This window comes from Streptomyces sp. NPDC001852 (assembly GCF_042891825.1).
Classification (GTDB): domain Bacteria; phylum Actinomycetota; class Actinomycetes; order Streptomycetales; family Streptomycetaceae; genus Streptomyces.
Genome location: NZ_JBIATN010000020.1, coordinates 57,490 through 80,889, shown reverse-complemented (window position 1 = coordinate 80,889; position 23,400 = coordinate 57,490). Strand labels below are relative to the sequence as shown.

At 71.4% G+C, this 23,400-nt stretch carries 27 protein-coding genes; 17 read left to right on the top strand and 10 right to left on the bottom strand.

From position 1 onward, the window contains the following. Positions 1–174: 174 nt before the first annotated feature. The 3 genes from ACFYZB_RS30220 to ACFYZB_RS30210 all read right to left on the bottom strand — a co-directional run bounded on the left by ACFYZB_RS30220 (position 175) and on the right by ACFYZB_RS30210 (position 2,367). Positions 175–528, bottom strand: coding sequence for a hypothetical protein (locus tag ACFYZB_RS30220; RefSeq protein WP_388764007.1), 354 nt, complete (start codon positions 526–528; stop codon positions 175–177). Then, entirely contained in the window at positions 525–1,262 is a 738-nt protein-coding gene (locus ACFYZB_RS30215) for a DUF6232 family protein (RefSeq protein ID WP_388764005.1), read from the bottom strand. Before ACFYZB_RS30215 ends, ACFYZB_RS30220 begins: the two co-directional genes overlap by 4 nt. A gap of 130 nt (positions 1,263–1,392) precedes the next feature. Next, the gene (locus ACFYZB_RS30210) at positions 1,393–2,367 is read right to left on the bottom strand and encodes a zinc-binding alcohol dehydrogenase family protein (RefSeq protein ID WP_388764003.1); all 975 of its coding nucleotides are present in this window, start codon (positions 2,365–2,367) and stop codon (positions 1,393–1,395) included. 67 nt (positions 2,368–2,434) lie between these two features. On the opposite strand from ACFYZB_RS30210, the gene ACFYZB_RS30205 reads away from it, so the two are divergent. Beyond that, positions 2,435–2,830 carry an ArsR/SmtB family transcription factor gene (locus tag ACFYZB_RS30205; RefSeq protein WP_388764001.1) on the top strand — a complete coding sequence of 132 codons (396 nt, stop codon included), beginning with the start codon at positions 2,435–2,437 and terminating at the stop codon, positions 2,828–2,830. Between the two features lie 53 nt (positions 2,831–2,883). On the opposite strand, the gene ACFYZB_RS30200 is transcribed toward ACFYZB_RS30205, so the two are convergent. Next, positions 2,884–3,171, bottom strand: coding sequence for a PLD nuclease N-terminal domain-containing protein (locus ACFYZB_RS30200; RefSeq protein ID WP_388763999.1), 288 nt, complete (start codon positions 3,169–3,171; stop codon positions 2,884–2,886). Between the two features lie 75 nt (positions 3,172–3,246). Between ACFYZB_RS30200 and ACFYZB_RS30195 the strand changes: the two genes are divergently transcribed. The 9 genes from ACFYZB_RS30195 to ACFYZB_RS30155 all read left to right on the top strand — a co-directional run bounded on the left by ACFYZB_RS30195 (position 3,247) and on the right by ACFYZB_RS30155 (position 10,383). Beyond that, on the top strand, positions 3,247–4,698 hold the full coding sequence (locus tag ACFYZB_RS30195) for a menaquinone biosynthesis decarboxylase (RefSeq protein WP_351211330.1): 1,452 nt from the start codon (positions 3,247–3,249) through the stop codon (positions 4,696–4,698). After that, a complete protein-coding gene (gene mqnP, locus ACFYZB_RS30190; protein WP_388763997.1) occupies positions 4,695–5,597 on the top strand; it encodes a menaquinone biosynthesis prenyltransferase MqnP in 903 nt (300 codons plus the stop codon). The genes ACFYZB_RS30195 and mqnP overlap by 4 nt, the downstream gene beginning before the upstream one ends. Positions 5,598–5,691: 94 nt before the next feature. Beyond that, the gene (locus ACFYZB_RS30185; protein WP_388764138.1) at positions 5,692–6,339 is read left to right on the top strand and encodes a UbiX family flavin prenyltransferase; all 648 of its coding nucleotides are present in this window, start codon (positions 5,692–5,694) and stop codon (positions 6,337–6,339) included. A gap of 81 nt (positions 6,340–6,420) precedes the next feature. Beyond that, positions 6,421–6,876 carry an Lrp/AsnC family transcriptional regulator gene (locus ACFYZB_RS30180; RefSeq protein WP_059251851.1) on the top strand — a complete coding sequence of 152 codons (456 nt, stop codon included), beginning with the start codon at positions 6,421–6,423 and terminating at the stop codon, positions 6,874–6,876. Positions 6,877–6,914: 38 nt separating this feature from the next. Then, entirely contained in the window at positions 6,915–8,078 is a 1,164-nt protein-coding gene (gene mqnE, locus ACFYZB_RS30175) for an aminofutalosine synthase MqnE (protein WP_388763995.1), read from the top strand. Positions 8,079–8,113: 35 nt separating this feature from the next. Continuing rightward, on the top strand, positions 8,114–8,776 hold the full coding sequence (locus tag ACFYZB_RS30170) for a UdgX family uracil-DNA binding protein (RefSeq protein ID WP_388763993.1): 663 nt from the start codon (positions 8,114–8,116) through the stop codon (positions 8,774–8,776). Positions 8,777–8,792: 16 nt separating this feature from the next. Next, entirely contained in the window at positions 8,793–9,317 is a 525-nt protein-coding gene (locus ACFYZB_RS30165) for a GNAT family N-acetyltransferase (protein ID WP_388763992.1), read from the top strand. A 75-nt stretch (positions 9,318–9,392) separates the two neighbouring features. Beyond that, entirely contained in the window at positions 9,393–9,701 is a 309-nt protein-coding gene (locus ACFYZB_RS30160; RefSeq protein WP_351211320.1) for a DUF4229 domain-containing protein, read from the top strand. Between the two features lie 10 nt (positions 9,702–9,711). Next, the gene (locus ACFYZB_RS30155; protein WP_388763991.1) at positions 9,712–10,383 is read left to right on the top strand and encodes a TetR/AcrR family transcriptional regulator; all 672 of its coding nucleotides are present in this window, start codon (positions 9,712–9,714) and stop codon (positions 10,381–10,383) included. Here ACFYZB_RS30155 and ACFYZB_RS30150 read toward each other — a convergent pair. Next, a complete protein-coding gene (locus ACFYZB_RS30150; protein ID WP_388763990.1) occupies positions 10,380–11,207 on the bottom strand; it encodes a MaoC family dehydratase in 828 nt (275 codons plus the stop codon). The genes ACFYZB_RS30155 and ACFYZB_RS30150 overlap by 4 nt on opposite strands. A gap of 240 nt (positions 11,208–11,447) precedes the next feature. Here ACFYZB_RS30150 and ACFYZB_RS30145 point away from each other — a divergent pair, with 240 nt between their 5' ends. Then, complete coding sequence (locus ACFYZB_RS30145) at positions 11,448–13,406, top strand: AMP-dependent synthetase/ligase (RefSeq protein WP_388763989.1); 1,959 nt, start codon at positions 11,448–11,450, stop codon at positions 13,404–13,406. A gap of 152 nt (positions 13,407–13,558) precedes the next feature. Next, entirely contained in the window at positions 13,559–14,461 is a 903-nt protein-coding gene (locus ACFYZB_RS30140; RefSeq protein WP_388763987.1) for a LysR family transcriptional regulator, read from the top strand. Here ACFYZB_RS30140 and ACFYZB_RS30135 read toward each other — a convergent pair. Continuing rightward, positions 14,391–14,885, bottom strand: a complete 495-nt coding sequence (locus tag ACFYZB_RS30135; protein WP_388763985.1) for an ATP-binding protein — start codon at positions 14,883–14,885, stop codon at positions 14,391–14,393. The two genes, ACFYZB_RS30140 and ACFYZB_RS30135, sit on opposite strands and share 71 nt — an antisense overlap. Positions 14,886–14,990: 105 nt before the next feature. Between ACFYZB_RS30135 and ACFYZB_RS30130 the strand changes: the two genes are divergently transcribed. From ACFYZB_RS30130 to ACFYZB_RS30110, 5 genes are all read left to right on the top strand, one after another. After that, a complete protein-coding gene (locus ACFYZB_RS30130) occupies positions 14,991–15,845 on the top strand; it encodes a helix-turn-helix domain-containing protein (RefSeq protein ID WP_388764136.1) in 855 nt (284 codons plus the stop codon). Beyond that, positions 15,842–16,114, top strand: coding sequence for a DUF397 domain-containing protein (locus tag ACFYZB_RS30125; protein ID WP_388763983.1), 273 nt, complete (start codon positions 15,842–15,844; stop codon positions 16,112–16,114). The genes ACFYZB_RS30130 and ACFYZB_RS30125 overlap by 4 nt, the downstream gene beginning before the upstream one ends. 43 nt (positions 16,115–16,157) lie before the next feature. Beyond that, on the top strand, positions 16,158–16,994 hold the full coding sequence (locus tag ACFYZB_RS30120; protein WP_388763982.1) for a hypothetical protein: 837 nt from the start codon (positions 16,158–16,160) through the stop codon (positions 16,992–16,994). A 75-nt stretch (positions 16,995–17,069) separates the two neighbouring features. Then, positions 17,070–17,864: a BTAD domain-containing putative transcriptional regulator gene (locus ACFYZB_RS30115; RefSeq protein ID WP_388763981.1), complete on the top strand. Its 795-nt coding sequence runs from the start codon at positions 17,070–17,072 to the stop codon at positions 17,862–17,864. A gap of 141 nt (positions 17,865–18,005) precedes the next feature. After that, a complete protein-coding gene (locus ACFYZB_RS30110) occupies positions 18,006–21,053 on the top strand; it encodes a BTAD domain-containing putative transcriptional regulator (RefSeq protein ID WP_388763980.1) in 3,048 nt (1,015 codons plus the stop codon). Positions 21,054–21,203: 150 nt separating this feature from the next. Here ACFYZB_RS30110 and ACFYZB_RS30105 read toward each other — a convergent pair whose 3' ends face one another. The 4 genes from ACFYZB_RS30105 to ACFYZB_RS30090 form a co-directional block, all read right to left on the bottom strand. Next, complete coding sequence (locus ACFYZB_RS30105; RefSeq protein ID WP_388763978.1) at positions 21,204–21,407, bottom strand: hypothetical protein; 204 nt, start codon at positions 21,405–21,407, stop codon at positions 21,204–21,206. A 204-nt stretch (positions 21,408–21,611) separates the two neighbouring features. Continuing rightward, positions 21,612–22,277, bottom strand: a complete 666-nt coding sequence (locus ACFYZB_RS30100; RefSeq protein WP_388763977.1) for a class I SAM-dependent methyltransferase — start codon at positions 22,275–22,277, stop codon at positions 21,612–21,614. 68 nt (positions 22,278–22,345) lie between these two features. Then, positions 22,346–22,660 carry an AzlD domain-containing protein gene (locus tag ACFYZB_RS30095; protein WP_388763975.1) on the bottom strand — a complete coding sequence of 105 codons (315 nt, stop codon included), beginning with the start codon at positions 22,658–22,660 and terminating at the stop codon, positions 22,346–22,348. Further along, positions 22,657–23,352, bottom strand: coding sequence for an AzlC family ABC transporter permease (locus ACFYZB_RS30090; protein WP_388763973.1), 696 nt, complete (start codon positions 23,350–23,352; stop codon positions 22,657–22,659). Before ACFYZB_RS30090 ends, ACFYZB_RS30095 begins: the two co-directional genes overlap by 4 nt. Between the last annotated feature and the right edge of the window lie 48 nt (positions 23,353–23,400).

Genomic DNA, 23,400 nt, shown 5'->3' with positions numbered 1-23,400 from the left:
CAACGTTCGCCCCGTCGCGACGCCCGGCACGCACTCTCGCCGCACCGGGCACAAGCCCAAGTACATCCAGTACGAGGACTTGCACCCGGCACTCCCCCAGCCTTCGGCCGGGGGGACCCCCAGAGCACGCACCGGACGCCGCTCCTTGACGGGCAAACGTTGCCTGCCGGGGCACTAGCCGGTGATCATGCCCACCACCGCCCGTACCGCCTCCGCCACCGGCTGGCCGACGGCCCCCACGGTGGCGGCGATCCCGGCGATCGCCATCAGCGCCCGGTGCCGCTCCTGCGCGGGCACTGCGGCGTCGGGGCGGAGGGCGGGCAGGGACTCGTCCAGGAGCTGGGCGCTGGGCGTCGGCACCTGCGCGCGCAACTCCGCGATGAGCCCGTGCAGTTCGGCGAGGGCGGCGACCAGGGCCGGGTCCTGCTGCCCGGCTCCGGCGCCCGCCTGGTTCTTGACGATGCCCTGGTTGCCCTGGCCGCCGTACATGTTCACGTTGTCGCCGTAGTAGTAGTTGCTCCCGCTCATGCGCCGATCCCCACGTTTCCGCTGCCGCCGTACATGTTGACGTTGTCGCCGAAGTAGTAGTTCTTCGGCGAGATGGTGAGGCTTTCCACCGTGACCTTGAACTCCGTGTCCGGGTGGTCGATGGCGTACGAGATCTGGCCGACGACCTGGTCCAGGTACTGCGCGTTCTGGCTGGTGACCAGCGCCGTCGACGCGCCCGAGGTCTCGACCGCCATGACGTGCAGCGGCGCGGCAGTCAGCACGCCGAGCATCTCGATCAAGAAGTAGATCTCGGCGAGGGCGGCGACGATCCAGACGAACACGACATAGCCGGCGGCTCCGGAGTTGCCGTTGGGACCTCCTCCGCCCGAGTTGATGGCGGCCAGCAGCCCCGGCAGCATCACGACGAACCCGACGATCAGCGTCCCGGCGGTGTACCGCAGGAACCGCAGCACCGCCTCCTTGCGCTTGGGCCGCATGACGAAGGTGTAGACACGGGTGATGTTGTGCAGCGGGTACACCGCCGCCCCGATCCACAGGATCCGTTTGCTGACCCGGAGGTCGATCCTGGACGGCGTCGGATGCGCCGGCGGCGCCGGGACGTCCGGCATGGGCGGAGCGGCGTGCGGTGCGGTGGCGGGCGGTGCGGTGGGCGCGGCCGCCGGTGGCGGCGAGGCGGGTGCGGCGGCGGGCGGAACCGGTGCCGTGGACGGACCCTGGTCCGGGCGCTCGGGTGGTGGCTGGCCGTTCTGCATCTGCTTCTGTCCCCCAGAGGTCAGCGATACCTCACATCTCGGTGACGACCATTAACCACACGCCCGGCGAGGGATGGCAAGTCGTTATGGACGGCGAAGTTCCGCCGGGGCGGGGACAGTTGACGGACGCTCAGTCCGCGACCCGCAGCAGCAGCTTGCCCGTGCTCGACCGTCCGCCCATCAGCCGGTGTGCCTCCGCCGCCTCCGCGAGCGGGAACTCGGCCGTCACCGGCAGGTTCACCGTGCCGTCGGCCGCCTTCGCGAACGCCCGCTCCGACAGTGCGCGCAGGGCCTCCGGCGCCGTCCGGGCCAGGCTCAGGACGGAGAAGCCGGAGACCGAGACGCCGAGCGGGTACAGCTCGGGCTGGCCCACGCTCCACGGCTCGGCGCCGCTCGCGTTGCCGAAGGAGACCAGGCGTCCGAAGGGGGCCAGGGAGGCCAGCCCGGCGCGCAGGGTGTCGCCGCCGACGGGGTCGAGCGCCAGGTCGACGCCGCGCCCGCCGGTCGCCGCGCGCACCGGCTCCTGGAAGGCGCCGACGAACACCTCGTCGTAACCGTGGTCCTTGGCGTGGGCGGCCTTCGCGGCCGAGGACACCACGCCGTACACCGCCCCGGCGCCCGCGGCCCGCGCGAGCTGCCCGACCGCCGTGCCGACCCCGCCGGCCGCACCCTGGACGAGGACCGACTCGCCGCGCTGGAGCCGGCCGACGGTGTGGACGAGGGCGTACGCGGTGGTGAGGACCGTCGGGAGGGTGGCGGCGGTGCGCAGGTCCAGGCCGGCGGGGACCGGGAAGACGGTGGTCGCCTCGGCCACCACCACCTCCGCGTATCCGCCGCCCGCGGTGTGTGCGACCACCTCCTGGCCGACGGCCGGGTCCGTGACGCCGGCGCCGAGCGCGCGGACGCGGCCGGAGACCTCCAGGCCGGGGACGTACGGCAGCGCGGGCACCCGGTAGCCGTCCGCGCGGGCCTTGAGGTCGGCGAAGTTCACGCCGGTGTAGGCCACGTCGATGCTCACCTGCCCGGGCCCGGGCTCCGGCGCCTCGGCCGTCACCAGCCGCAGCACCTCGGGACCGCCGTACTCCTGGAACTCCACCGCGCGCATGCCACACCCCTGGCTCTACTCGACCGTTCGACCGACTGTTCAATCAAAAGCGAACACTCGCGAGTGTATGGTTTTCATCGAACACTCGGCAAGCGGAAACGGAAGAGGGGAGCGTGGCGTGACCACCGGCAGTCACCGGGCCGCCCCGGAGCACACCCACCCCGACGACGTGCCCGTCCTCGCGGCGCTCGCCGCCCTGGCCGACCCCGTGCGCCTCGCCCTGGTCAGGGAGCTGGCCGGCTCCGCCGACTGGACCCGCAGCTGCGGCAGCTTCGACGTGCCGGTCGGCAAGGCCGCCCTCAGTCACCACTTCGCGGTACTGCGCGCGGCCGGACTGGTGGAGCAGCGGGACGAGGGCCCCCGACGGGTCAACCGGCTGCGCCGGGCGGAGTTCGAGGCCCGTTTCCCGGGGCTGCTCGGCCTCGTCCTGCGCACCGACGACGGCCGTCTTCCAGCGGGCTGAACTGCGGGTACCGGCACCGCCGATGCCCCCACCAGCGCGCAGGCGGGCCTCCGTCAGCCCTTCTCGGGGTCGTCCCGGTTCAGGGACTTGAGGAACTCGGGGTTGTCGTCGGGGGCGACCCACTGCCCGGCCGCGGTGCCGCCCGCCGGGACCGACCGCCGCGCCCTGCCCGTGATCAGCCAGGCGACCGGGCCGACCAGCACCTCGCCGAAGAGCAGGATGATGAGCACCCACGCCACCTTCGGCAGATGCCGCACCTCTTCCTCCGGGGTGTTCAGGCAGTCCACGAAGGCGTAGATCCACAGGGCCAGGACCAGCAGGAACGGCAGATACCTGAGCATGGTGTGCGATCCCCCGACGAAGTGAGACGGCCCCGGTGACCGGGCCAGAGTAACGGGTGGCAGATACTGGGACACATGGCTTACGACGATCTTCGCTCCCTGTTGCGGGCGCTGGAGCGCGAGGGCGACCTCAAGCGCATCAAGGCCGAGGTCGACCCGTATCTGGAAGTCGGGGAGATCGTCGACCGGGTGCAGAAGTCCGGCGGCCCCGCCCTGCTCTTCGAGAACGTGAAGGGCTCGGCGATGCCGCTGGCCATGAACGTCTTCGGCACCGACCGCCGCCTGCTGAAGGCGCTGGGCCTGAAGTCGTACGGCGAGATCTCCGAGAAGATCGGCGGACTGCTGCGGCCCGAGCTGCCGCACGGCTTCGTCGGCGTACGGGAGGCCTTCGGCAAGCTCGGCGCGATGACGCACGTGCCGCCGAAGAAGATCAAGGAGGCACCCGTGCAGGAGGTCGTCCTGCACGGCGACGAGGTGGACCTGGACCGGCTGCCGGCGCTGTTCACCTGGCCCAAGGACGGCGGCTCCTTCTTCAACCTGGGGCTGACGCACACCAAGGACCCGGAGACGGGCATCCGCAACCTCGGGCTCTACCGCCTCCAGCGCCACGACCGGCGCACCATCGGCATGCACTGGCAGATCCACAAGGACAGCCGCAACCACTACCAGGTCGCCGCGCGGCGGGGCGAACGGCTCCCCGTCGCCATCGCCTTCGGCTGTCCCCCGGCCGTCACCTACGCCTCCACCGCCCCGCTCCCGGGCGACATCGACGAGTACCTGTTCGCCGGGTTCATCGCGGGCAGGCGGATCGAGATGGTCGACTGCAAGACCGTCCCGCTCCAGGTACCGGCGAACGCCGAGGTGGTCCTGGAGGGCTGGCTGGAGCCGGGCGAGATGCTGCCCGAGGGCCCCTTCGGCGACCACACCGGCTTCTACACCCCGCAGGAACCCTTCCCGGCGCTGAAGATCGACTGCGTGACCATGCGCAGGCGCCCGCTGCTGCAGTCGATCGTCGTGGGCCGCCCGCCGACCGAGGACGGCCCGCTGGGCAGGGCGACGGAGCGTTTCTTCCTCCCGCTCCTGAAGATCATCGTCCCGGACATCGTGGACTACCACCTGCCCGAGGCGGGCGGCTTCCACAACTGCGCGATCGTCTCGATCGACAAGAAGTACCCCAAGCACGCGCAGAAGGTGATGCACGCGGTCTGGGGGGCGCACATGATGTCCCTGACCAAGCTGATCGTGGTCGTGGACGCCGACTGTGACGTGCACGATCTGCACGAGGTCGCCTGGCGGGCCCTCGGCAACACCGACTACGCCCGTGACCTCACGGTCGTCGAAGGCCCCGTCGACCATCTCGACCACGCCTCCTACCAGCAGTTCTGGGGCGGCAAGGCGGGGATCGACGCGACGAAGAAGTGGCCCGAGGAGGGCTACACCCGCGACGGGGGCTGGCCGGACATGGTCCTGTCGGACCCGGATACGGCGGCCCTGGTGGACCGCCGCTGGAAGGAGTACGGCCTGTGAGCAGCGCTTCCGCCGCGATCCCCCAGCCGGGACGCACGAAGGCCTTCCTGCGCCTGGTGATGATCGAGCACTCGGTCTTCGCGCTGCCCTTCGCCTACATCGCCTCCCTCACGGCGATGTACGAGTGGGACAGGAACATCCACTGGGGCCGGCTGCTGCTGGTCACCGTCTGCATGGTCGGCCTGCGCACCTTCGCGATGGCGGTCAACCGGATCATCGACCGCGAGATCGACGCCCGGAACCCGCGCACGGCCCACCGCGAGCTGGTGACCGGCGCGATGTCGGTCCGTCACGCCTGGACCGGGGCCCTGATCGCGTTGGTGGTCTTCCTGGGCGCGGCGGCCCTCCTCAACCCGCTGTGCCTGGCCCTGGCGCCGGTGGCGGTGATCCCCATGGTGGTCTACCCCTACGGCAAACGGTTCACGAACTTCCCGCAGGCGATCCTGGGGCTCGCCCAGGCCATGGGGCCGGTGGGCGGCTGGCTGGCCATCTCCGGGACCTGGAACTGGGACGCGGTCGTCCTCGGCCTCGCCGTCGGCATCTGGATCGGCGGCTTCGACCTGATCTACGCGTGCCAGGACGTCGAGACCGACCGCGAGATCGGCGTCATGTCGGTCCCGGCCCGCTTCGGCATCCCGGCCGCGATCTGGGGTGCCCGCGCCTGCCACACCGTCACGACGGCCCTGTTCGTCTGGTACGGCGTCGTCACCGGCGCGGGTGTTTTCTTCTGGCTCGGCCTGCTGATCGTCGCGGGCGCGTTCCTCTACGAGCACTCGATCGTCCGGCCGCACGACCTGTCCCGCCTGAACAGGGCGTTCTTCTCGACGAACGGCTTCATCGGGATCAGCCTCTTCGTGTGCACCCTCATCGATCTGCTGGTCCGCGGCCTCACGCCGTAGCCCCCGCGCCTGCGGGGATCGTGGCCCGGCCGCCCGACACGCACGTCGGACGGCCGGATAGGCTCGATATGTGAACGCAGGAGAAAAGCAGCGCGTGCCTTGGATCGTGGGGGTGTCCGGTGCGTCCGGGACGCCGTATGCGGCAGCCGTGCTGCGGGCGCTGCTCGGCGCGGGGGAGGCGGTCGACCTGGTGGTCAGCCGGGCCTCGCGGCTGACGCTGCTGGACGAGACGGGCATCTCGTTCCGCGACGCCCACTGGCAGGACGACCTGCGGGAATGGCTGGCCCGGGGGGCCGACGGCAAGCCCGGGACGTTCGACGTGGACGTCAGCGGGGTGCGGTACTGGAGCGCGGGCGACCTCGCGGCCGGGCCGTCCTCGGGGTCGTACCCGGTGAAGGGGATGCTCGTCGTGCCCGCCTCGACGGCCTGCGTCGCGGGCGTCGCGCTGGGCCTGTCCAAGGATCTGCTGCAGCGGGCGGCGAGCGTCACCCTCAAGGAGCGCCGCCCCCTGGTCGTGGCCGTCCGCGAGACCCCGCTGAACGGCCAGACCCTGAGGCACCTCGTGGCGCTGGACGACGCCGGTGCGAGCGTCGTACCGGCCTCGCCCGCCTTCTACGCGGGCGCCACCCACATCCAGGACCTGGTGGACTTCGTCGCCGGGCGGGTGCTGGACGCGGCGGGCGTCGGGCACGGCCTGTACCGGCGCTGGAAGGGCGAACTGGGCGGCGGCACGAACCAGTAGCGCACATGGCGGTACGTCCCAGCAGTACGGCTCATCACTTCAGGAACTCTTCAGACCTCTTCAGCGGAAGGCTTCGATCGCATGGACGCGGTGGACAGGCAGCTCATCCAGGCCCTGAGGGAGAACGGCCGGGCCTCGTACGCGGAGCTGGGGCGCCTCGTCGGCCTGTCGGGCCCCAGCGTCACCGACCGCATCAACCGTCTCGAGGCGGCCGGTGTCATCACCGGCTACCGGGCCACGGTGAACGCGGCCTCCCTCGGCCTCGGCGTCACCGCCCTGATCGGCATCTCGCTCTCCGACGCCGCCGACCACGAGGACGTCGCCCAGCGCCTCAGGGACCTCCCGGAGATCGAGGACTGCTGGTTCATCGCCGGCGACGACTCCTACATGCTCAAGGTGCGGGCCACGGACGTGGACGGCCTGGAGCGGATCATCCGGCGGCTCAGCGGCACCAAGGGCGTCTCGCGCACCCGTACCACGATCGTGCTCTCCACGAAGTGGGAGAACCGGGTCGGGGAGCTGCCCGAAGAGGTCTAGGGATACGGTTGGCCGTGCTGTCGTAGAAAGGTGTTGGCATGGACGTCGGGCTGAGGCGCGAGCTGGAGGAGAAGGTCCGCTCCGGTGAGCGGCTGACCCGCGAGGACGGCATCGCGCTGTACGAGTCGGACGACCTGGCGTGGCTCGGCGGCCTCGCGCACGAGGTGCGCACCCGCAAGAACGGTGACGTGGTCCACTTCAACGTCAACCGGCACCTGAACATGACCAACGTGTGCACGGCCTCCTGCGCCTACTGCTCCTTCCAGCGCAAGCCGGGGGAGAAGGACGCGTACACGATGCGCATCGAGGAGGCCGTCAAGCTCGCCAAGGCGATGGAGTCGGAGAACCTCACCGAGCTGCACATCGTCAACGGCCTGCACCCGAACCTGCCGTGGCGCTACTACCCGCGCTCGCTCAGGGAGCTGAAGGCCGCGCTGCCGAACGTGTCGCTGAAGGCGTTCACGGCGACGGAGATCCACCACTTCGAGACGATCTCGGGTCTGTCGGCCTCCGAGATCCTCGACGAGCTGATCGACGCAGGGCTGGAGTCGCTGACCGGCGGTGGCGCCGAGATCTTCGACTGGGAGGTCCGGCAGCACATCGTGGACCACCGCACCCACTGGGAGGACTGGTCCCGCATCCACCGCCTGGCGCATGAGAAGGGCCTGAAGACCCCGTGCACCATGCTCTACGGCCACATCGAGGAGCCCCGCCACCGCGTGGACCACGTCCTGCGCCTGCGTGAACTCCAGGACGAGACGAACGGCTTCCAGGTCTTCATCCCCCTGCGCTACCAGCACGACTTCGTGGACATGAAGGACGGCAAGGTACGCAACACCCTCCAGGCCCGTACCCAGATGGCGACCGGCGCCGAGGCCCTGAAGACCTTCGCGGTCTCCCGGCTCCTCTTCGACAACGTCCCGCACGTGAAGGTCTTCTGGGTGATGCACGGCGTGCAGACGGCCCAGCTGGCCCTCCAGCACGGCGCGGACGACATGGACGGCTCGGTCGTGGAGTACAAGATCACCCACGACGCGGACAACTACGGCACCCCGAACAAGCTGACCCGCGAGGACCTGCTGGACCTGATCCGCGACGCCGGCTTCCGCCCCGTGGAGCGCAACACGCGGTACGAGATCATCCGCGAGTACGACGGCCCGGACCCGGCGCGCAGGGAGTCGCCGCAGCCGATGCGGGTCTGAGTGAAGAGGGCGCTCCGAGGGGGTACCCGGGGGCCGTGAGCTCCCGTACCACTGCCCCCGAGGACGCCTACACGGCGGCGCCCTTCGTGCCGGAGGGCGCCGGTCTCGCCGCCCTGCGCGAAGCCGCCGCCGACTGTCGTGGTTGCCCCCTGCACGAGAACGCCACGCAGACGGTGTTCGGCGCGGGCAACGCGCACGCGCGCGTGATGCTCGTCGGCGAGCAGCCCGGCGACCAGGAGGACCGGCAGGGCAAGCCCTTCGTCGGCCCCGCCGGCAAGCTGCTCGACAGGGCGCTCGAGGAAGCCGGCCTGGACCCGGCGGACGCGTACGTCACCAACGCGGTCAAACACTTCAAGTTCACCCGGGCCGAGCCCCGCAAGCGCCGGATCCACAAGGCGCCGAGCCTGCGGGAGATGACCGCCTGCGGACCCTGGCTCGCGGCGGAGCTGGCGCTGGTCGAGCCGGAGCTGATCGTGGTGCTGGGCGCCACGGCCGGGAAGGCGCTGCTGGGGTCGTCGTTCCGGGTGGGGGAGGTGCGCGGGACCGTCCTGGAGCGGGAGATCCACGGCCGCCCCGAGCGGCTGGTGCCGACCGTGCACCCGTCCTCGGTGCTGCGGGCGCAGGACGACGAGGACAGGAAGGCCGCGTACCAGGGGCTCGTCGCCGATCTGAAAGTGGCTGCGCGCGCCCTTGGGTAATAGGTAGACTCCCCGTATGCCACTTACTTTCACGTTGGACCCCGCCATCACCCCGGCCCTGCGCGACGGCATCCTCGACCTGTGGACGGAGGTCTCCAACGCGGGCGGCGCCGTGGGCTTCGTGCCGCCGGTGAGCCGGGAGGACGTCCGGCCGGAGCTGGTGAAGCACTTCGTGGGCATGGCCGAGGGACGCCACCGGTTGCTCGTCGGCCGCGACGAGACGGGCACCCCGGCCGCGACCGCCTTCTTCGCCTTCAACACGCACCGGCTCCAGACGCACTGGGTGTGGCTGTACACGGTGATGGTCCACCCGAGGCACCAGGGCCAGGGGTACGGCCGTGACCTGCTGGCGGCCGCCGCGGACGCGGCCCGCACCTTCGACGGCATCGAGGCGATCCGCCTCGGCTGCCGGGGCGGACACGGCCTGGAGCACTTCTACGCGTCCTGCGGCTACAAGGAGGTCGGCCGGGTGCCGGGCGCGATCCGGGTCGCCCCGGGGGACGACCGCGACGACATCACCATGCTGCTGCCACTCGGCTGACCCCCGTGCAAGATCCCTCCCCGCTCGTGCTTCACTGGACGATGACCCCTTTTGGAATCGGACGAGTGGATTGAGATGCTCCGCTACACGCTGATGCGCCTCGGCATCTTCGCCGGCTGCCTCGTGGTCGTCTGGGGAGCCGTCTACTCCGGCATCTTCCCGCGCGGCTTCGGCGCCTCCAACGGCCTGTGGGTGCTGCTGCTCGCGCTGATCCTGTCGGCGCCCATCAGCTGGGTGGTGCTGCGCAAGGAGCGGGACCGGGCCTCGGTGCAGATCGTGACCAAGGTCGACCGGATGAAGGCCAACCTGGAGGCCAACCGCAGCCAGGAGGACGGCGCCGACGACACCGCGAGGGCGCGGGGCGAGGCAGCCGCGTCCAATTAGTCTTGCCCTCATGGGTGGGGCGAAGACCAAGCGCATGCCGCGTGCGGTGCGGGAGCAGCAGATGCTCGACGCCGCCGTACACGTTTTCGGGCAACGCGGCTACATGGCCGCCTCCATGGACGAGATAGCCGAACTCGCCGGCGTCTCCAAGCCGTTGGTCTACCTGTACCTGAACTCCAAGGAAGACCTCTTCACCGCCTGCATCCGCCGCGAGGCCACCGCGCTCACCAAGGCCGTCCGCCTCGGCGTGCGCACGGACCTGCCCGCCGACCGCCGGCTCTGGGACGGCCTGCGGGCGTTCTTCGCCCACACCGCCGAGCACCCCGACGCCTGGTCCGTGCTCCACCTCCAGGCCCGCACCCACGGCGAACCCTTCGCGACCGAGGTCGCCGCGATGCGCAAGGAGATCGTCGCCTTCGTGACCGGCCTGGTCGCGGTCGCGGCGAGGGAGGCCCACAGGGACCCCGACCTGCCGGAGCACGAGGTCGCGGGCCTGGCGGAGGCACTGGTGGGCGCGGCGGAGTCATTGGCCGCGTGGGCCAACACCACACCTGGCGTCACTGCCCGCCAGGCGGCGACGACCTTGATGAACTTCGCCTGGTCGGGCCTGGGCAACCTGATGCAGGGCACCTCATGGACACCGCCGGCGGAACCAACCGGCGAAGCGGCCTGCGGCGCCTAGCTCACCTCTCCCAGCAGGTGCAGTCGCCCCCCGTCGCCCCGAAGCTCGAACCGGCCGGATCCGTCCGCCCCATAGGCCACCACCCCCGGCAACAACACCGGCGCCAGAAACCGCACGCTCACCCGCGTCCCGCCGGAGCCCCCCGCCGCCAGACAGCGGGCCACCGTCCACATGCCGTGCGCGATGGCCCGGGGGAAGCCGAAGAGGCGGGCGGTGAACGGGTGCAGATGGATGGGGTTGCGGTCGCCGGACGCGGCACCGTACCGCCGCCCGATGTCCCCGGCGAGCCGCCACTCGGCGACGACCGGCAGCGGGACGGACCTAGGCCGACCGGGCCTGGCATCTCCCGGTTCGGCGGACCTGTCGGTGTGATGCCGCGCGAGGTACGTGCTCCGCGACTCCCATACGACACCTCCGTCGGCCCGCATCACGGTGGCCACCGTGGCCTCGGTGCCGCGCCGGTGCGGAGCCAACCCGTCGATGTGCACCGCGAGTTCATAGTCCCCGCTCGCCGGGAGGGGTGCGTGCCGGACGATCTCGATCGAGGTGTGCACGAGCCCCGGCAGCGGCAGGGGGAAGGCCCGGTCGCTCATCAGCCGCATGGCCAGGGGGAAGCCGAGGACGTGCGGATAGGTGAGGGGGAGGGCGCTGTCGCCGGTGGGGAAGCCGCAGACGCGCTCGTAGGCGGCCAGCCGTGCCAGGTCGATCCGTGGAACGGGCCGCACCAGAGGGGAGCGTGGGAAGTCGCGCTCGGGGGAGGGCCGTTTGAACGGAGCGCGCAGCGCGCCACGTACCAGTAGCAAGCCGAGACCGTGGTCCGCCATGTCCTGCCCCCACCGCTTACTCTGGAGTAAGTTACCGCCGGTAATGCTACGTCACGAGGGAGGTGCAGCTCAAACATGAGCCCCTGTCACACAACCCCCGAGGCTGCACATCCCTGGCTCCGGACCATCCCCGAACCCGCACAATCCCCTCACGGCCGACCCGTACGATCGCCTCCCTAACCTGCGGTAACCCCTTTCCGTCAAGGCGCCGCAGGTACACGCACGCCAGAGGAGCCGCCCGTGTCCACCCCCTTCCCGAACACCCCCGTCTCCTCCGGCACCCCCGTCTCCGCGATCGACTACGACGGCCGCCCGGTTCTCGTGGAGCCCTGGGTCCAGCGCCTGGACGGCGCCGTTCGGGAGGTGTCCGTACCGCCGTTCGTGCCCCCGGTGAAACACGGCTCCCTCGCGGACCTGCCGTTCGACAACGCCGAGACCGCGCCCGCCCGGAGGGTGCTCAGCCGCAAGCTGCAGGACGGCCGCTGGACGGACGTGACGGCCGCGCACTTCGCCGAAGAGGTCCTCGCCGTGGCCAAGGGGCTGATCGCGGAGGGCCTGGTGCCGGGCGACCGGATCGCCGTCATGGCCCGCACGAGGTACGAGTGGACGCTCCTCGACTTCGCCGCCTGGGCCGCGGGCCTGGTCACCGTGCCGATCTACCCGACCTCCTCCGTCTTCCAGACCCGGTGGATCCTGCACGACTCCGGCGCGGTCGCCCTGATCACCGAGTCCGCCGACCAGGCCTCCGCCATCGGCCCCGAACTCCAGCACCTGCCCGATCTGCGCCATCTGTGGGTGATGGAGAAGGAGCACGTGACGCGGCTCGCCGAGGCCGGCGTGCAGGTTCCGGACGGGGAGGTGGCCGTACGGCGCGGCATGCTGGGGCCCGACACCCTCGCCACGCTCATCTACACCTCGGGCACCACCGGCCGCCCCAAGGGGTGCGCCCTCTCGCACGGCAACTTCTTCGCCGAGGTCGACAACGCCATCGAACTGCTCCACCCGGTCTTCAAGGCCGAGACCAAGGAAGAGGAGCCCTCGGTCCTCCTTTTCCTGCCGATGTCCCACGTCTTCGGGCGCATGGTGGCCATCGCCTGCGTCCGGGCCCGCGTCCGCCTCGGGCACGCGCCGAGCCTGGCCGCCGAGGACCTGCTCCCGGACCTCGCCGCCTTCCGGCCGACCTGCCTGCTGACCATCCCGTACATGCTGGAGAAGGTCTACAACTCGGCCCGCGCGAAGGCGGAGGCGGGCGGCCGGGGCGCGGTCTTCGACCGGGCCGCGGCGGTCGCCGTCCGCTACGGCGAGGCGCTGGAGGCCCGGCAGACCAGCACCGGCAGCGGGCCGGGCCGCTCCCTGAAGACGGCCCGCACCTTCTACGACCCCCTCGTCTACCGCAAGATCCGGGCCGCGATGGGCGGACGCGTCCGGTACGCCATCTGCGGCGGCTCCCCGCTCGGCCGGCGCCTGGCGGCCTTCTACGCCGGGGCCGGCATCGAGATCTTCGAGGGCTACGGCCTGACCGAGACCACCGCGGCCACGACCGTCACCCCGCCCCTCAAGCCCCGCCTGGGCACGGTCGGCTGGCCGATGCCCGGCACCCGCGTCCGCATCGCCGCCGACGGCGAGATCCTCGTCGCCGGCGACCACGTCCTGCGCGGCTACTGGGACCCGCAGGCCGGCGGAGTCGTCCCCGCGACGAGGGACGGCTGGTTCGCCACCGGCGACCTGGGCGAGCTGGACGACGAGGGCTATCTCACCATCACCGGCCGCAAGAAGGAGCTGCTGATCACGGCGGGTGGCAAGTCGATCGCCCCGGCCCCGCTGGAGAACTGGCTGCGCCAGCACCCGCTGATCTCCCAGGTGATGCTGGTCGGTGACGGCCGCCCGTACGTGGCCGCGCTGATCACCCTCGACATCGACGGCACCACCCACTGGCGGCAGATGATCGGCAAGCACCCGGTGCCGCCGGAACTGCTGGTCGGCGACCCGGAGCTGGAGGCGGTCCTGCAGCGCGCGATGGACGAGGCCAACAAGCTGGTCTCCCGCCCCGAGTCCATCCGCCGCTTCGCCGTACTGCCCGTGGACTTCACCGAGGAGGCAGGCCATCTGACCCCGTCGATGAAACTGCGCCGCGAGCAGATCATGGCCGACTTCGCGAGCGAGGTGGAGGGCCTGTACGGCCCCGCCACCGGCCCCTGAGGAGGTCTCCGTGAGGGTCGGCACCCGCTCCTCGCGCGCGAAGCGGGTTGCCGCCCGGGTCCGGCCGTGTCCCGGTTCTGATCCTCGTACGGTCCCTGATTCCAGTCAATCCTTGGGTTTCCTCCCCAACCCCAAGCGTTAACTTGGGGGTTGTGACTCTCGACGACCTCCGCGTGTTCGTGGCCGTGTGCCGCGCCGGCAGCCTCAGTTCCGTCGCCCGGGACCTCGGCTGCACTCAGTCCGCCGTCAGCCAGCATGTGAAGAGGCTGGAGAAGGAGACCGGGGTCGCGCTGCTGGAACGGCAACCGCGTGGCGTGGTCCCCACACAGGCCGGGCGGATCCTGGAAGCGGCGGCGGCCGAGGGCATATCCGGACTCGACCTCGCCGTACGGCAGCTGCGCGATCTCGTCGACGGCCACAGCGGACACGTCCGCGTCGCCACCGGCGCCACCACCGTCCGGCACTTCATGTCCGACGCGGTCGTCGCCTTCCGCCGCCGTCACCCCAGGGTCAACCTGGAGTTCCGCACGGTCAGTTCGGGGCGCGGCACCTTCGACGCCCTGGCCGACGGCACCCTCGACCTGGCCTGGATCACCGTCGGCCCCCGAGTCCGCGGCATCGAGCAGCGGACGGTCGCGGAAATGCCCTGGCTGCTCGCCCTCCGCGCCGACGACCCCCTCGCCGAACGGCAGGATCTCGACCCCGCCGAACTGCGCGACGTCCGGCTCATCCGGCTCCCCCCGAACTCCACCTCCGCCTCCCACCTCGACGCGGCCTGCGCCGAGCTGGGCGTCCGCTTCACCTACGACACGAGCGTCGCTGACTGGGACACGGCGCTGCTGCTGGCCGAGCTGGGGGTGGGCCGGGCGGTCGTCCCCGCCGTACCGGGCCTCCCGGTGCCGGGGGTGGGCGAACTGCGGCTCGTCCCGCTGACCGGACTGCGCCCCCTGCCCGTCGGCTGGGCCGTCCGCCGCTGGGACTCCCTCAGCCCTCCGGCCCGGGCCTTCGCCCACACGGTGGCGGAGTTCCGGGGCGGGGTCGCCGGCACGGGCTGAGCGGGAGTTCCGCCCACACCGTCTTGCCCACGGCGCGCTCGGCCACGCCCCACCGCGCCGACAGCACGAACACGACCACGAGTCCGCGTCCGTGCTCGTCCTCCAGGTCGCCGTCCAGGAACCGCAGTTCCCTGTCTCCCCGGGCGTCACTGACCTCGATACGCAAGGTGTCCCTCTCGGGGAGGAGGCGCAGTCGCAGCTCGAAGTCCCGGCCGGGTACACGACCGTGGGTGACGGCGTTCGCCGCGAGCTCGGCGACGATCAGCTGCGCTGTGCAGTTCGGGTCGCTGTCGTGCGGGTATCCCCAGGTGGCGAGCTGATGGGCGGTGAGGCGGCGGGCCAGCCGGGCGCCGAGAGGGGTGGCGCTGAGGCGTTGGACGAGTTCGGTGGCCTCGGTTGTGGGGGTGGAGATTTCCAGATTCACGTCACCGAGCGTGGTCGGTTCTCCCTACGCTGACCAGGGGAGAACCGGCGACTGTGCGTAGTCGTACGGCTGCGTTCGCGTGCAGTACGAGTGTCGGAGGTGACGGTGGAGGAGCGGAGGCCGGAGACGCCCGCCGAGGCCAACGGGTCGGCGGCAGTCTTCGTCGTACTGGGCAAGCAGTTGAAGTTGCTGAGGGAGCGGGCGGGGCTCAGCCAGCGGGAGTTCGGCGGCCTGGTGGGGTACGGCCCCGACCAGATCTCGGCCATGGAGCGAGGGGTGCGGACGCCGAGGCCGGAGTTCCTGAAACAGGCGGACGAACTCCTCAACGCCGAGGGGCTGTTCATCGAGGTCATCCCCCAGGTCGAGGAGGCGATGAGCAGGGCGCGGACGCGGCATCCGGAGTGGTATCGGAGTTACGCGGCTATGGAGGCGGAGGCGGTCGAGCTGCACCATTACAACAACCACGCTGTGCAGGGCCTGCTTCAGACCAAGGAGCACGCACGGGCTGTGTTCGCCAAGCGACGGCCGTTTCTCGATGAGGAGACCATCGAGAAACGGGTGGCTGACCGTCTCTCACGCCAACAGGTCTTCCAGCGGTGGCCCCGGCCCATCGTGAGCTACATCCTCGAAGAGGTTGTGCTCGACCGGCCGATCGGAGGGCGGCGCGTCCACGCGGAGCAGCTCCGTCACCTGCTCAGCCTCAGCAGTATGCAGAACGTCGAGATTCAGGTGATGCCGACGCAAATCGAGGAACACCCCAACCTCGGAAGCGCGTTCAACCTGCTGGTACCCAAGGGACACAGCCAGGTGGCGTACGTCGAGGCGCAAGGATTCCCGCAGCTCATCACCGACCGAGAGGAGGTCCGGAAGATCGCCGACCGCTATGGGATCATGCGCGCAATGGCACTCAGTCCCATGGAGTCCCGGTCTCTGATCGCAAAGAAGCTGGAGGATCTATGAACACCGAGAACCTAGCCTGGTTCAAGTCCAGCTACAGCGACGGTGAGGGTGGCGATTGCGTCGAACTCGCCTACACCTGGCGCAAGTCCACGTACAGCGATGGCGAAGGCGGCGAATGCCTGGAGGTCGCCACCCAGCCCACCACCATCCACATCCGCGACTCAAAACAACCCCCCACCGCCCCCCACCTCACCGTCACCCCCGTAACCTGGTCCGCCTTCCTTGCCCAGGGAACCGTCCGGGACCCGATCGGTAACGCCGGTTCGTAGCCTGCCTTTCCACCCTCGCCGACTCCACCCCCCGAGCAGAGGCATGAAAGAAGACAACGACGTCCGCCGGATCTTCCTGTTGAACCCGGACCCGCGTCTCCTCCACGAAGCCGCACGGACCGGGGTCCAAGTGCGCTCCGCCCAGGCCGACCCGCTCGACGAGAGCGCGCTGCGGCCTGTGCTGGAGGAGGCCGTCACGGCCGGGCTGTTCGTCAACTCGGCCCGTTCCCTGCGGCTGCTCGCGGACCCGGCAGCCGTCCAGCGGCTGGTGCGCGACAACCGGCTCTCGCCGGACGACACCGTGCCCGCCGCAGGCGCGAACGCGACGCGGCTGAGCGTGGAGACGCTCAGTGTGCACGGGATGCACCAGGCCGTGGGGATCACCGCCCGGATGCCGTACGGGCTGCTCCACCCGGCCCCGCTGACGGAGGACGCGGCGGCCGAGGTGCGGGCCGTGGTGACCGCGCTGCTGGATCTGACCGGGTACCAGTACGGACCCGCGCACACGGGTGTCGTGCTGACTTCGCGTGGGCCGGTGATCACCGGGTGCCGGGCGGGGCTGGCCCGGGACCCGGTGCCGGAACTGCTCCGGGTGGCCGGCGGTTTCGACCTGGCGGCCGGGGCCGTGGAGGTGCTGTCCGGGCGGCTGGTGGACGCGGTCCGGCCGGCCCGGTACGCGGCGGCGGCCGTGCTGAACCCGCCGTGGCGGCTGGAGACCGCCGAGGTCGTGGTCCTTCCGCACGTGCGCCATGTCTCGCCGCCGGACTCCCTCGGCCCGGGGCATCTCGTCGTACACGCCGACTCGCCCGAGGTGGCGGCCCAGCGGGTGACGTCCCTGACGGCGCTGGTCACCGGGAACGGATCGGGAACGAACCGGTAGACCCTGCCCCCACTGTTGATACGTCGCCGGAATCAGGACGACGACGCCAGCGACGTCGACAGGAGGCCGAGTCAGATGCTGAAGTTCTCGATCCTCGGGGCACTGCAGATCCGTACCGTGTCCGGGCCCGCGGAGATCTCCGGCGACCTGCAGCGCGTCCTGGTGCAAACGCTGCTGGTCAGCGAGGGCCGACCGGTGTCCGGGGAGAGCCTGGCCGAGGAGATGTGGGGCGAGGCCGTACCCGACAACCAGGCCAACGCGCTGCAGGCGCACGTCAGCAGGCTGCGCCGCAAGCTGCGCGCGCTGGAGCCGGACCGGCCGGCCTCCCGGGTGACCATCCATCCCTCCGGTTACCGGCTCGTCGTCAGTGACGGCGAGCTGGACGCGGCGGAGTTCGTGTGGGCGGTACGGCAGGCGGAGGCGGCGTCGCCCGACGACGCGGCGCACGTGGCCCGGCTGCTCGGCGAGGCCCTGGGGATGTGGCGCGGGCCCGTCTTCGGCGGGTTTCCCGGCGGCACCCTGTGCCAGCTGGCCGGGGCCCGCTACGAGGAGTACCGGATGCGGGCCATGGAGCTGCGGTTCGACGCCGAGCTGCGGCTCGGCCACCACGCGGCCGTGCTCGCCGAGCTGGCCGAGGCGCACACCAACCATCCGCTGCGCGAACGCTTCTGCGAGCAGCTGATGATCGCCCTGTACGGCTCGGGCCGGCAGGCCGACGCCCTCGACGTCTTCCGGCGTATGCGGGGCCGGCTCGACGCGGAACTCGGCATCGAGCCGTCTCCGGCCCTGCGGCAGGTGGAGAGCGCCATACTCCGCCACGATCCGGCCCTCGCCCCGGACGCGGGCTCCGTCCTCCTCCAACTGGCTTGAAAACGGTGCTCATCCCGCTCGTACCGAGAGGCGTTCGAGCGGTAGCGTGAAGACGCCTTCACGCGCTGCCCGTTCGGGTACAACCTAGGATTGGCCCGGACTCTCGGGCTGGACGACGAAACGTAGCGGGGGGATCGGTACGTGGAATCGGCGGCATTGGGCCATCCTGTCGTACGGTTCAACATTCTCGGCCCGCTGGAAGGATGGCACGGCGAGCACCGGGTGCGACTCGGCAGCCCGACACAGGAGCGGGTGCTCGTCACCCTGCTTCTGGAGCCGGGGCGGATGGTTCCGCTGACCCGGCTCGTGGCCGCCGCCTGGGACGACGAGCCGCCGCAGACCGCCTCCCACCAGGTGCGCAAGGCCGTCGCGGCCCTGCGCACCCGCATCCCGGGCGGCTCCTCGCTGATCGTCACGGACGGCGCCGGATACCGTGCCGTCCTCGGTGAACACCAGCTGGACCTGCACGAGTTCGGCCAGTGGTCCCGGCAGGCCCGGCAGGCGACGGCCGACGGCCGGCCCGAGGAGGCGGTCGGCCATCTACGGGCCTGTCTCGACCTGTGGCGCGGGCCGGTCATGGCGGGTGCGGGCGGCGCGGTGATCTCCGCCGCCTCCCTGGCGCTGGAGGAGCGCCACATGGCGGTCGCCGAGCAGTACTACGAGCTCCAGCTCGAACGCGGCCAGTCCACCGAACTCATAGGGCCGCTGCGGGAGCTGGTGACCGCCCACCCGCTGCGGGAGACCCTGCGCGGGCGCCTGATGCTGGCCCTGTACCGGGCCGGCCGGCAGGCGGAGGCGCTGGAGGAGTTCGGCCGGGTGCGCGCGCTGCTCGTGGAGGAACTGGGCATCGACCCGGGCGCCGAGCTGACCGGGCTGTACGAGGCGATCCTGCGCGACAGTCCGGAGGTCGCCCCCCGGGTGCCGCAGTCCATGGCCGACCGCGCCGCCCTCCTGCTGCCGGCCCCGCTCGACCGGACCCCCGACTCCGAGCCCGCGCCCTGCACGCTGCCCTACGACCTGCCGGACTTCACCGGCCGGGACGAGGAACTGGGACGGCTGCTGGAGGTGGGCCGGGCTCCGGCGGGCCGGGGCACCCGGATCATCGGTGTGGACGGCATGGGCGGCAGCGGCAAGACCGCCCTCGCCGTCCACGCCGCCCACCTGCTCGCCGCCGACTACCCCGACGGGCAGCTCTTCATCGACCTGCGCGGTTTCAGCCCCGGCGAGAAGGCCCAGGAACCGGGAGCCGTGCTGCACTCCCTGCTGCGCACGCTGGGCGTCCCCGACGAACGCATTCCGGACGATCTGGAGCGACGCACCGCCCTCTGGCGAACCGTTTCCGCCCAGCGAAAGCTCCTGGTGCTTCTCGACAACGCGGCCAATGCGGCCCAGGTACGGCCGCTGCTGCCGGCCTCCGAGAACTGTCTCGCCCTCGTCACCGGACGGGTGCGCATGCTCGACCTCGACGGCGTCGAATGGCTCTCCCCGGGCCTGCTGTCCGCCGATGAGAGCACCACCCTGCTCACCCGGATGCTCGGTGCCGACCGCACGGGCGCCGAACCCCAGGCCGTCGCCCGGCTGGCCGGCCTGTGCGGCGGCCTGCCCCTCGCCCTGCGCGTCACCACCGCCCGGCTGCGCAACCGGCCCCGCTGGACCGTGCAGTACCTGGTCGACCGGCTCGCCGACGAGACCCGCCGGCTGCGCGAGCTCAGTGCCGGGGAACGCAGCGTCGAGGCCACCCTCCGGCTGTCGTACCAGGCGATGGAGGAGGGCCAGCGCGGCGCCTTCCGGCTGCTCGGCCTGCACCCCGGCAGCGCCATCGACGTCCACTCGGCCGCCGCGCTGCTCGGCACCGACGCGCATGACGCCGAGGACGTCCTGGAGGACCTGCTCGACGCGCATCTGCTGGAACAGCACGAGGCGGGGCTGTACGGCTTCCACGACCTGGTGCGGACGTACGCGATGAGCGTGCGGGAGGCGGAGGACGATGCGGAGGGCGCGGTCGAGCGGCTGGTCTCGTACTACACGCTGGCCACCGACCAGGCCTGCGAGATCCTCTTCCCCGGCCGCAACCGCTACGGCGACCCGCCCGCGCCGGGTGCGGCCGAACTGCCGCGTCTGGACGGCGACGAGCAGGCGCTGCGCTGGTTCGACCGGGAGCACGACGCGCTGCTCGCGACCGTCGCCCAGGCGGGCACCCACGGTATGCACCGAACGGCCGCGCTCCTCGCCCGCAACGTGCTGTTCTACCTGCACCTGCGCGGGCGCTACGAGGAGTTCCGGGCCGTCAACAGGGTCGCGGTGACCGCCTGCCGGCAGCTCGACGACCCGGTGCTGCTGAGCCTGAGCCTGTGCAACCTGGCTGTGGGCCAGTGGTGGCTCGGCAACTTCCACGACGGCATCACCACCGCTCAGGAGGCCCTGGAACTGATCGGCGGCAACGATCCCCGCACCCGGGCCTTCAGCATCGAGGTGCTCGGTCTGCTGCACGGCGCACTGGGGGACTTCGACGAGGCCCGCGCCTACCTCGCCCAGGGCATCGCCCTGCACCGGGAGCTGGGCATGGACCGGGCGGAGGCGGAGGCACTGGTCAACCTCAGCACCGTGCAGACCTGGTCGGGCCACTACGCCGAAGGTGCCTGGCTCGCGGCCCGTGCCACCGACCTGAACCGGCGCCTCGGCGAGCACAACCACGAGATCTCCTCGCTGTCCTGGCTGGCGCTGGCCCACCTCGGCCTCGGCGAGGACGAGCGGGCGCGGGCGTGCCTGTCCCAGGCGCTCGAACTGTGCGACGAGTCCCGGCAGCCGGGCAACGTGGCCTTCGTGCTGGCCCACTGGGCCCGCGTCTGTCAGCGCCTCGGCGAGGTGTCCCTGGCCGCGGAACACGCCGAGCGCGCCCTGGATCTGGTCGCGACCGGGGGCACGGTGCTGCGCCAGTCGTCCGTGGTGAACGTGGTCGGATCGGTCCACCTGCGCGCGGGAGCGGCCGACCGCGCCATGGAACTGCACCGCCGGGCCCACGAGCTGGCCACCCGCCTCGGCTATCGCATCGAGATCGCCCGCGCCCTGCACGGCATGGCGGAGGCGGCACAGGCACTGGGCGACCGCACGGCGGCGTCCCGGCACCAGCGCGCGGCCGAGGCCCTGTACGACGCGATGGGCGTGACGGAGGCGGGGCGGCGTCTGTAGGCCCGCCGTCACATTCCCGCCCCAGCCTTCGGCCGGAGGACGGACCTCCGGAGCACGCACCTGCCCGGTCTCGTGGAAACGGCACCGGCGGGGGTGAGCCCGGTCGGTGCCGTCGGCGCTGTGCCGGCTGGTCCGCGGGACGCCGCGCGATCAGGGTGTGACGCCGAACGGGTCGCGGTCGTCCGCCAGCGCCGGGCCGGGGTGCGCCTGGTGCCCGGTCAGGCCGGCGGCGACGCGCGCGAGCTCGTTCTGCACCCCGGCCGCCGGAACGGCCGCCGCGGTGCCGAGCGCGATGACGCCCGCGCCGGTGAGCGTGACCAGAACCGTCTTCGTACGCAAGGCGATGGAGTGCATGGAGCGCATGAGGAACCCCCAGGAGGAGACGGATCGCATCCGGCCGCCGGGGCTGCTCCCCGACGACGCGACCGATGCTCTTGGGCGCCGATCCCCATGCCTTCCCCACCGGTTCCCGGAGCAGGTCAGGCCACCGGTACTCCAGGATTCAAGCGATTCTCGAGTGGTTCTCAAGCGGTTCTCGAGCGGCTCCGCAGGTGTCTTTCAGACAGGCTTCCGGGCGAACAGGAAGGCCTGCGGGATCGGCTCCGGGCCGGCCTCGGCCTTCCCGCTCTGCTCCTCCGGTTCGCGCACGGTGCTGGAGGCGAGCGTGAAGCCGGCGATCCGGAGCAGCTCGGCGATCCGCTCGGGGCGGCGCCGCTGGAAGTCCAGCACGACGGGGTGGCCCCACGGCCGGTCGAGCCGGCGCGGCTGCTCGCCGACCTGGAAGGCGAGCAGAAGATGCCCGCCGGGAGCGAGCACACGGTGGAACTCGGCGAAGAGGGCGGGGAGTTCGTCCACCGGCGTGTGGATGCTGGAGTACCAGGAGACGGCGCCCGCGAGGGAGCCGTCGGCCAGGGCGAGGTCGAGCATGGAGCCCTGTGCGAAGCGCAGGCCGGGATGGTTCCGGCGGGCGACGGCGAGCATGGACCCGGACAGATCGATCCCGAAGGCGGACAGCCCGAGCCCGGCGAGGTACGCGGTGACCACGCCGGTGCCACAGCCGAGGTCCGCCACGGTCCCGCCCGCCCCGACCGACTCGGCGAACACCCCGAGCAACGCCTGCTCCAGCGGCTTGTCCTGGAGGTGGTCCCGGAACTGCGCGTCGTAGTCCTCGGCGACGGCGTCGTAGAAGGCACGGGTCTCAACAAGAAAGTCAGACTTCTCCATCACGCCCCGCGACCTTACCCACCCCCACCGACACCGCCCCGCTCACATCACCCGCTCACACCGCGGAACTAAGCGACCCCCGCCACCCTCAGCAGCGCGGTCACCGCAGCCGCTCCCACGACCACCACGACGAACGGCGCCCTGAACCACGCCAGGACCCCGCCCACGAGCACCCCGGCCGACCGGGCGAACCCGGCGAATCCCCCGCCCTCGGTCAACGCCCCCGTGGCCAGCAGGGCGACCAACAGCACCACCGCCCCGGCCGACGCCAACTCCTGCACGCGCGCCGGTATCTCGACCCGCCCGTGCAGCACCGGCCCCACCAGCCGGAAGGCGTACGTCCCCACAGCCAGCGCGAGGATCACCACAACGGTGGCGTTCATACGGCGGCCTCCACGGACGTCCGCTGCCGGCGATGCAGGAACAGCCCGCCCAGCGCGAGCAGCACCGGCACCCCCGCGGGCACCGCAGGCGTGACCGCCAGCGCCACCGCCGCCCCGGCCAGCGCACACCGCCGTACCGCCGCATCCGCCCGGACCTGCGGCAGCACCAGCGCCACCAGCACCGCGGGGAACGCGGCATCGAGTCCGTACCGCGCGGTGTCCCCCAGCGCGCCCCCGGCGAGCGCGCCCGCCAGCACCCCGGTGTTCCACACGGCGAACAGGCCGATCCCGGAGATCCAGAACGCCCTGCGCTGCCGTAGGGGATCGGACTGGGCGAGGGCGAAGGCGACCGTCTCGTCGGTGACCAGATGCGCGCCGAGGAAACGGCTCGCCCGGCCGGTCCCGATGATGTCCGCCACCGCCAGGCCGAAAGCGGCCGTACGGGTGTTGAGCAGCAGCCCCGTCGCCGCGGCGGCGACCGGCCCGCCCCCGGCGAGCAGCACCCCCACCGCGCTGAACTGGGCCGACCCGGCGTACACCACCAGGGACATCACCACCGGCACCCACATCGGGAGCCCGCCCGCCACGGAAACGGCGCCGAAGGAGACGCCGACGATGCCACTGGCGAGCCAGACGAGCGCGCTGTCGCGGATCAGGGAACGGTCACGGGATGTTCGGAGTGGCGAACGCATGTTTCCTACAATGGACAGCGGACAGGCTGTCCGTCAATCCGAACGATC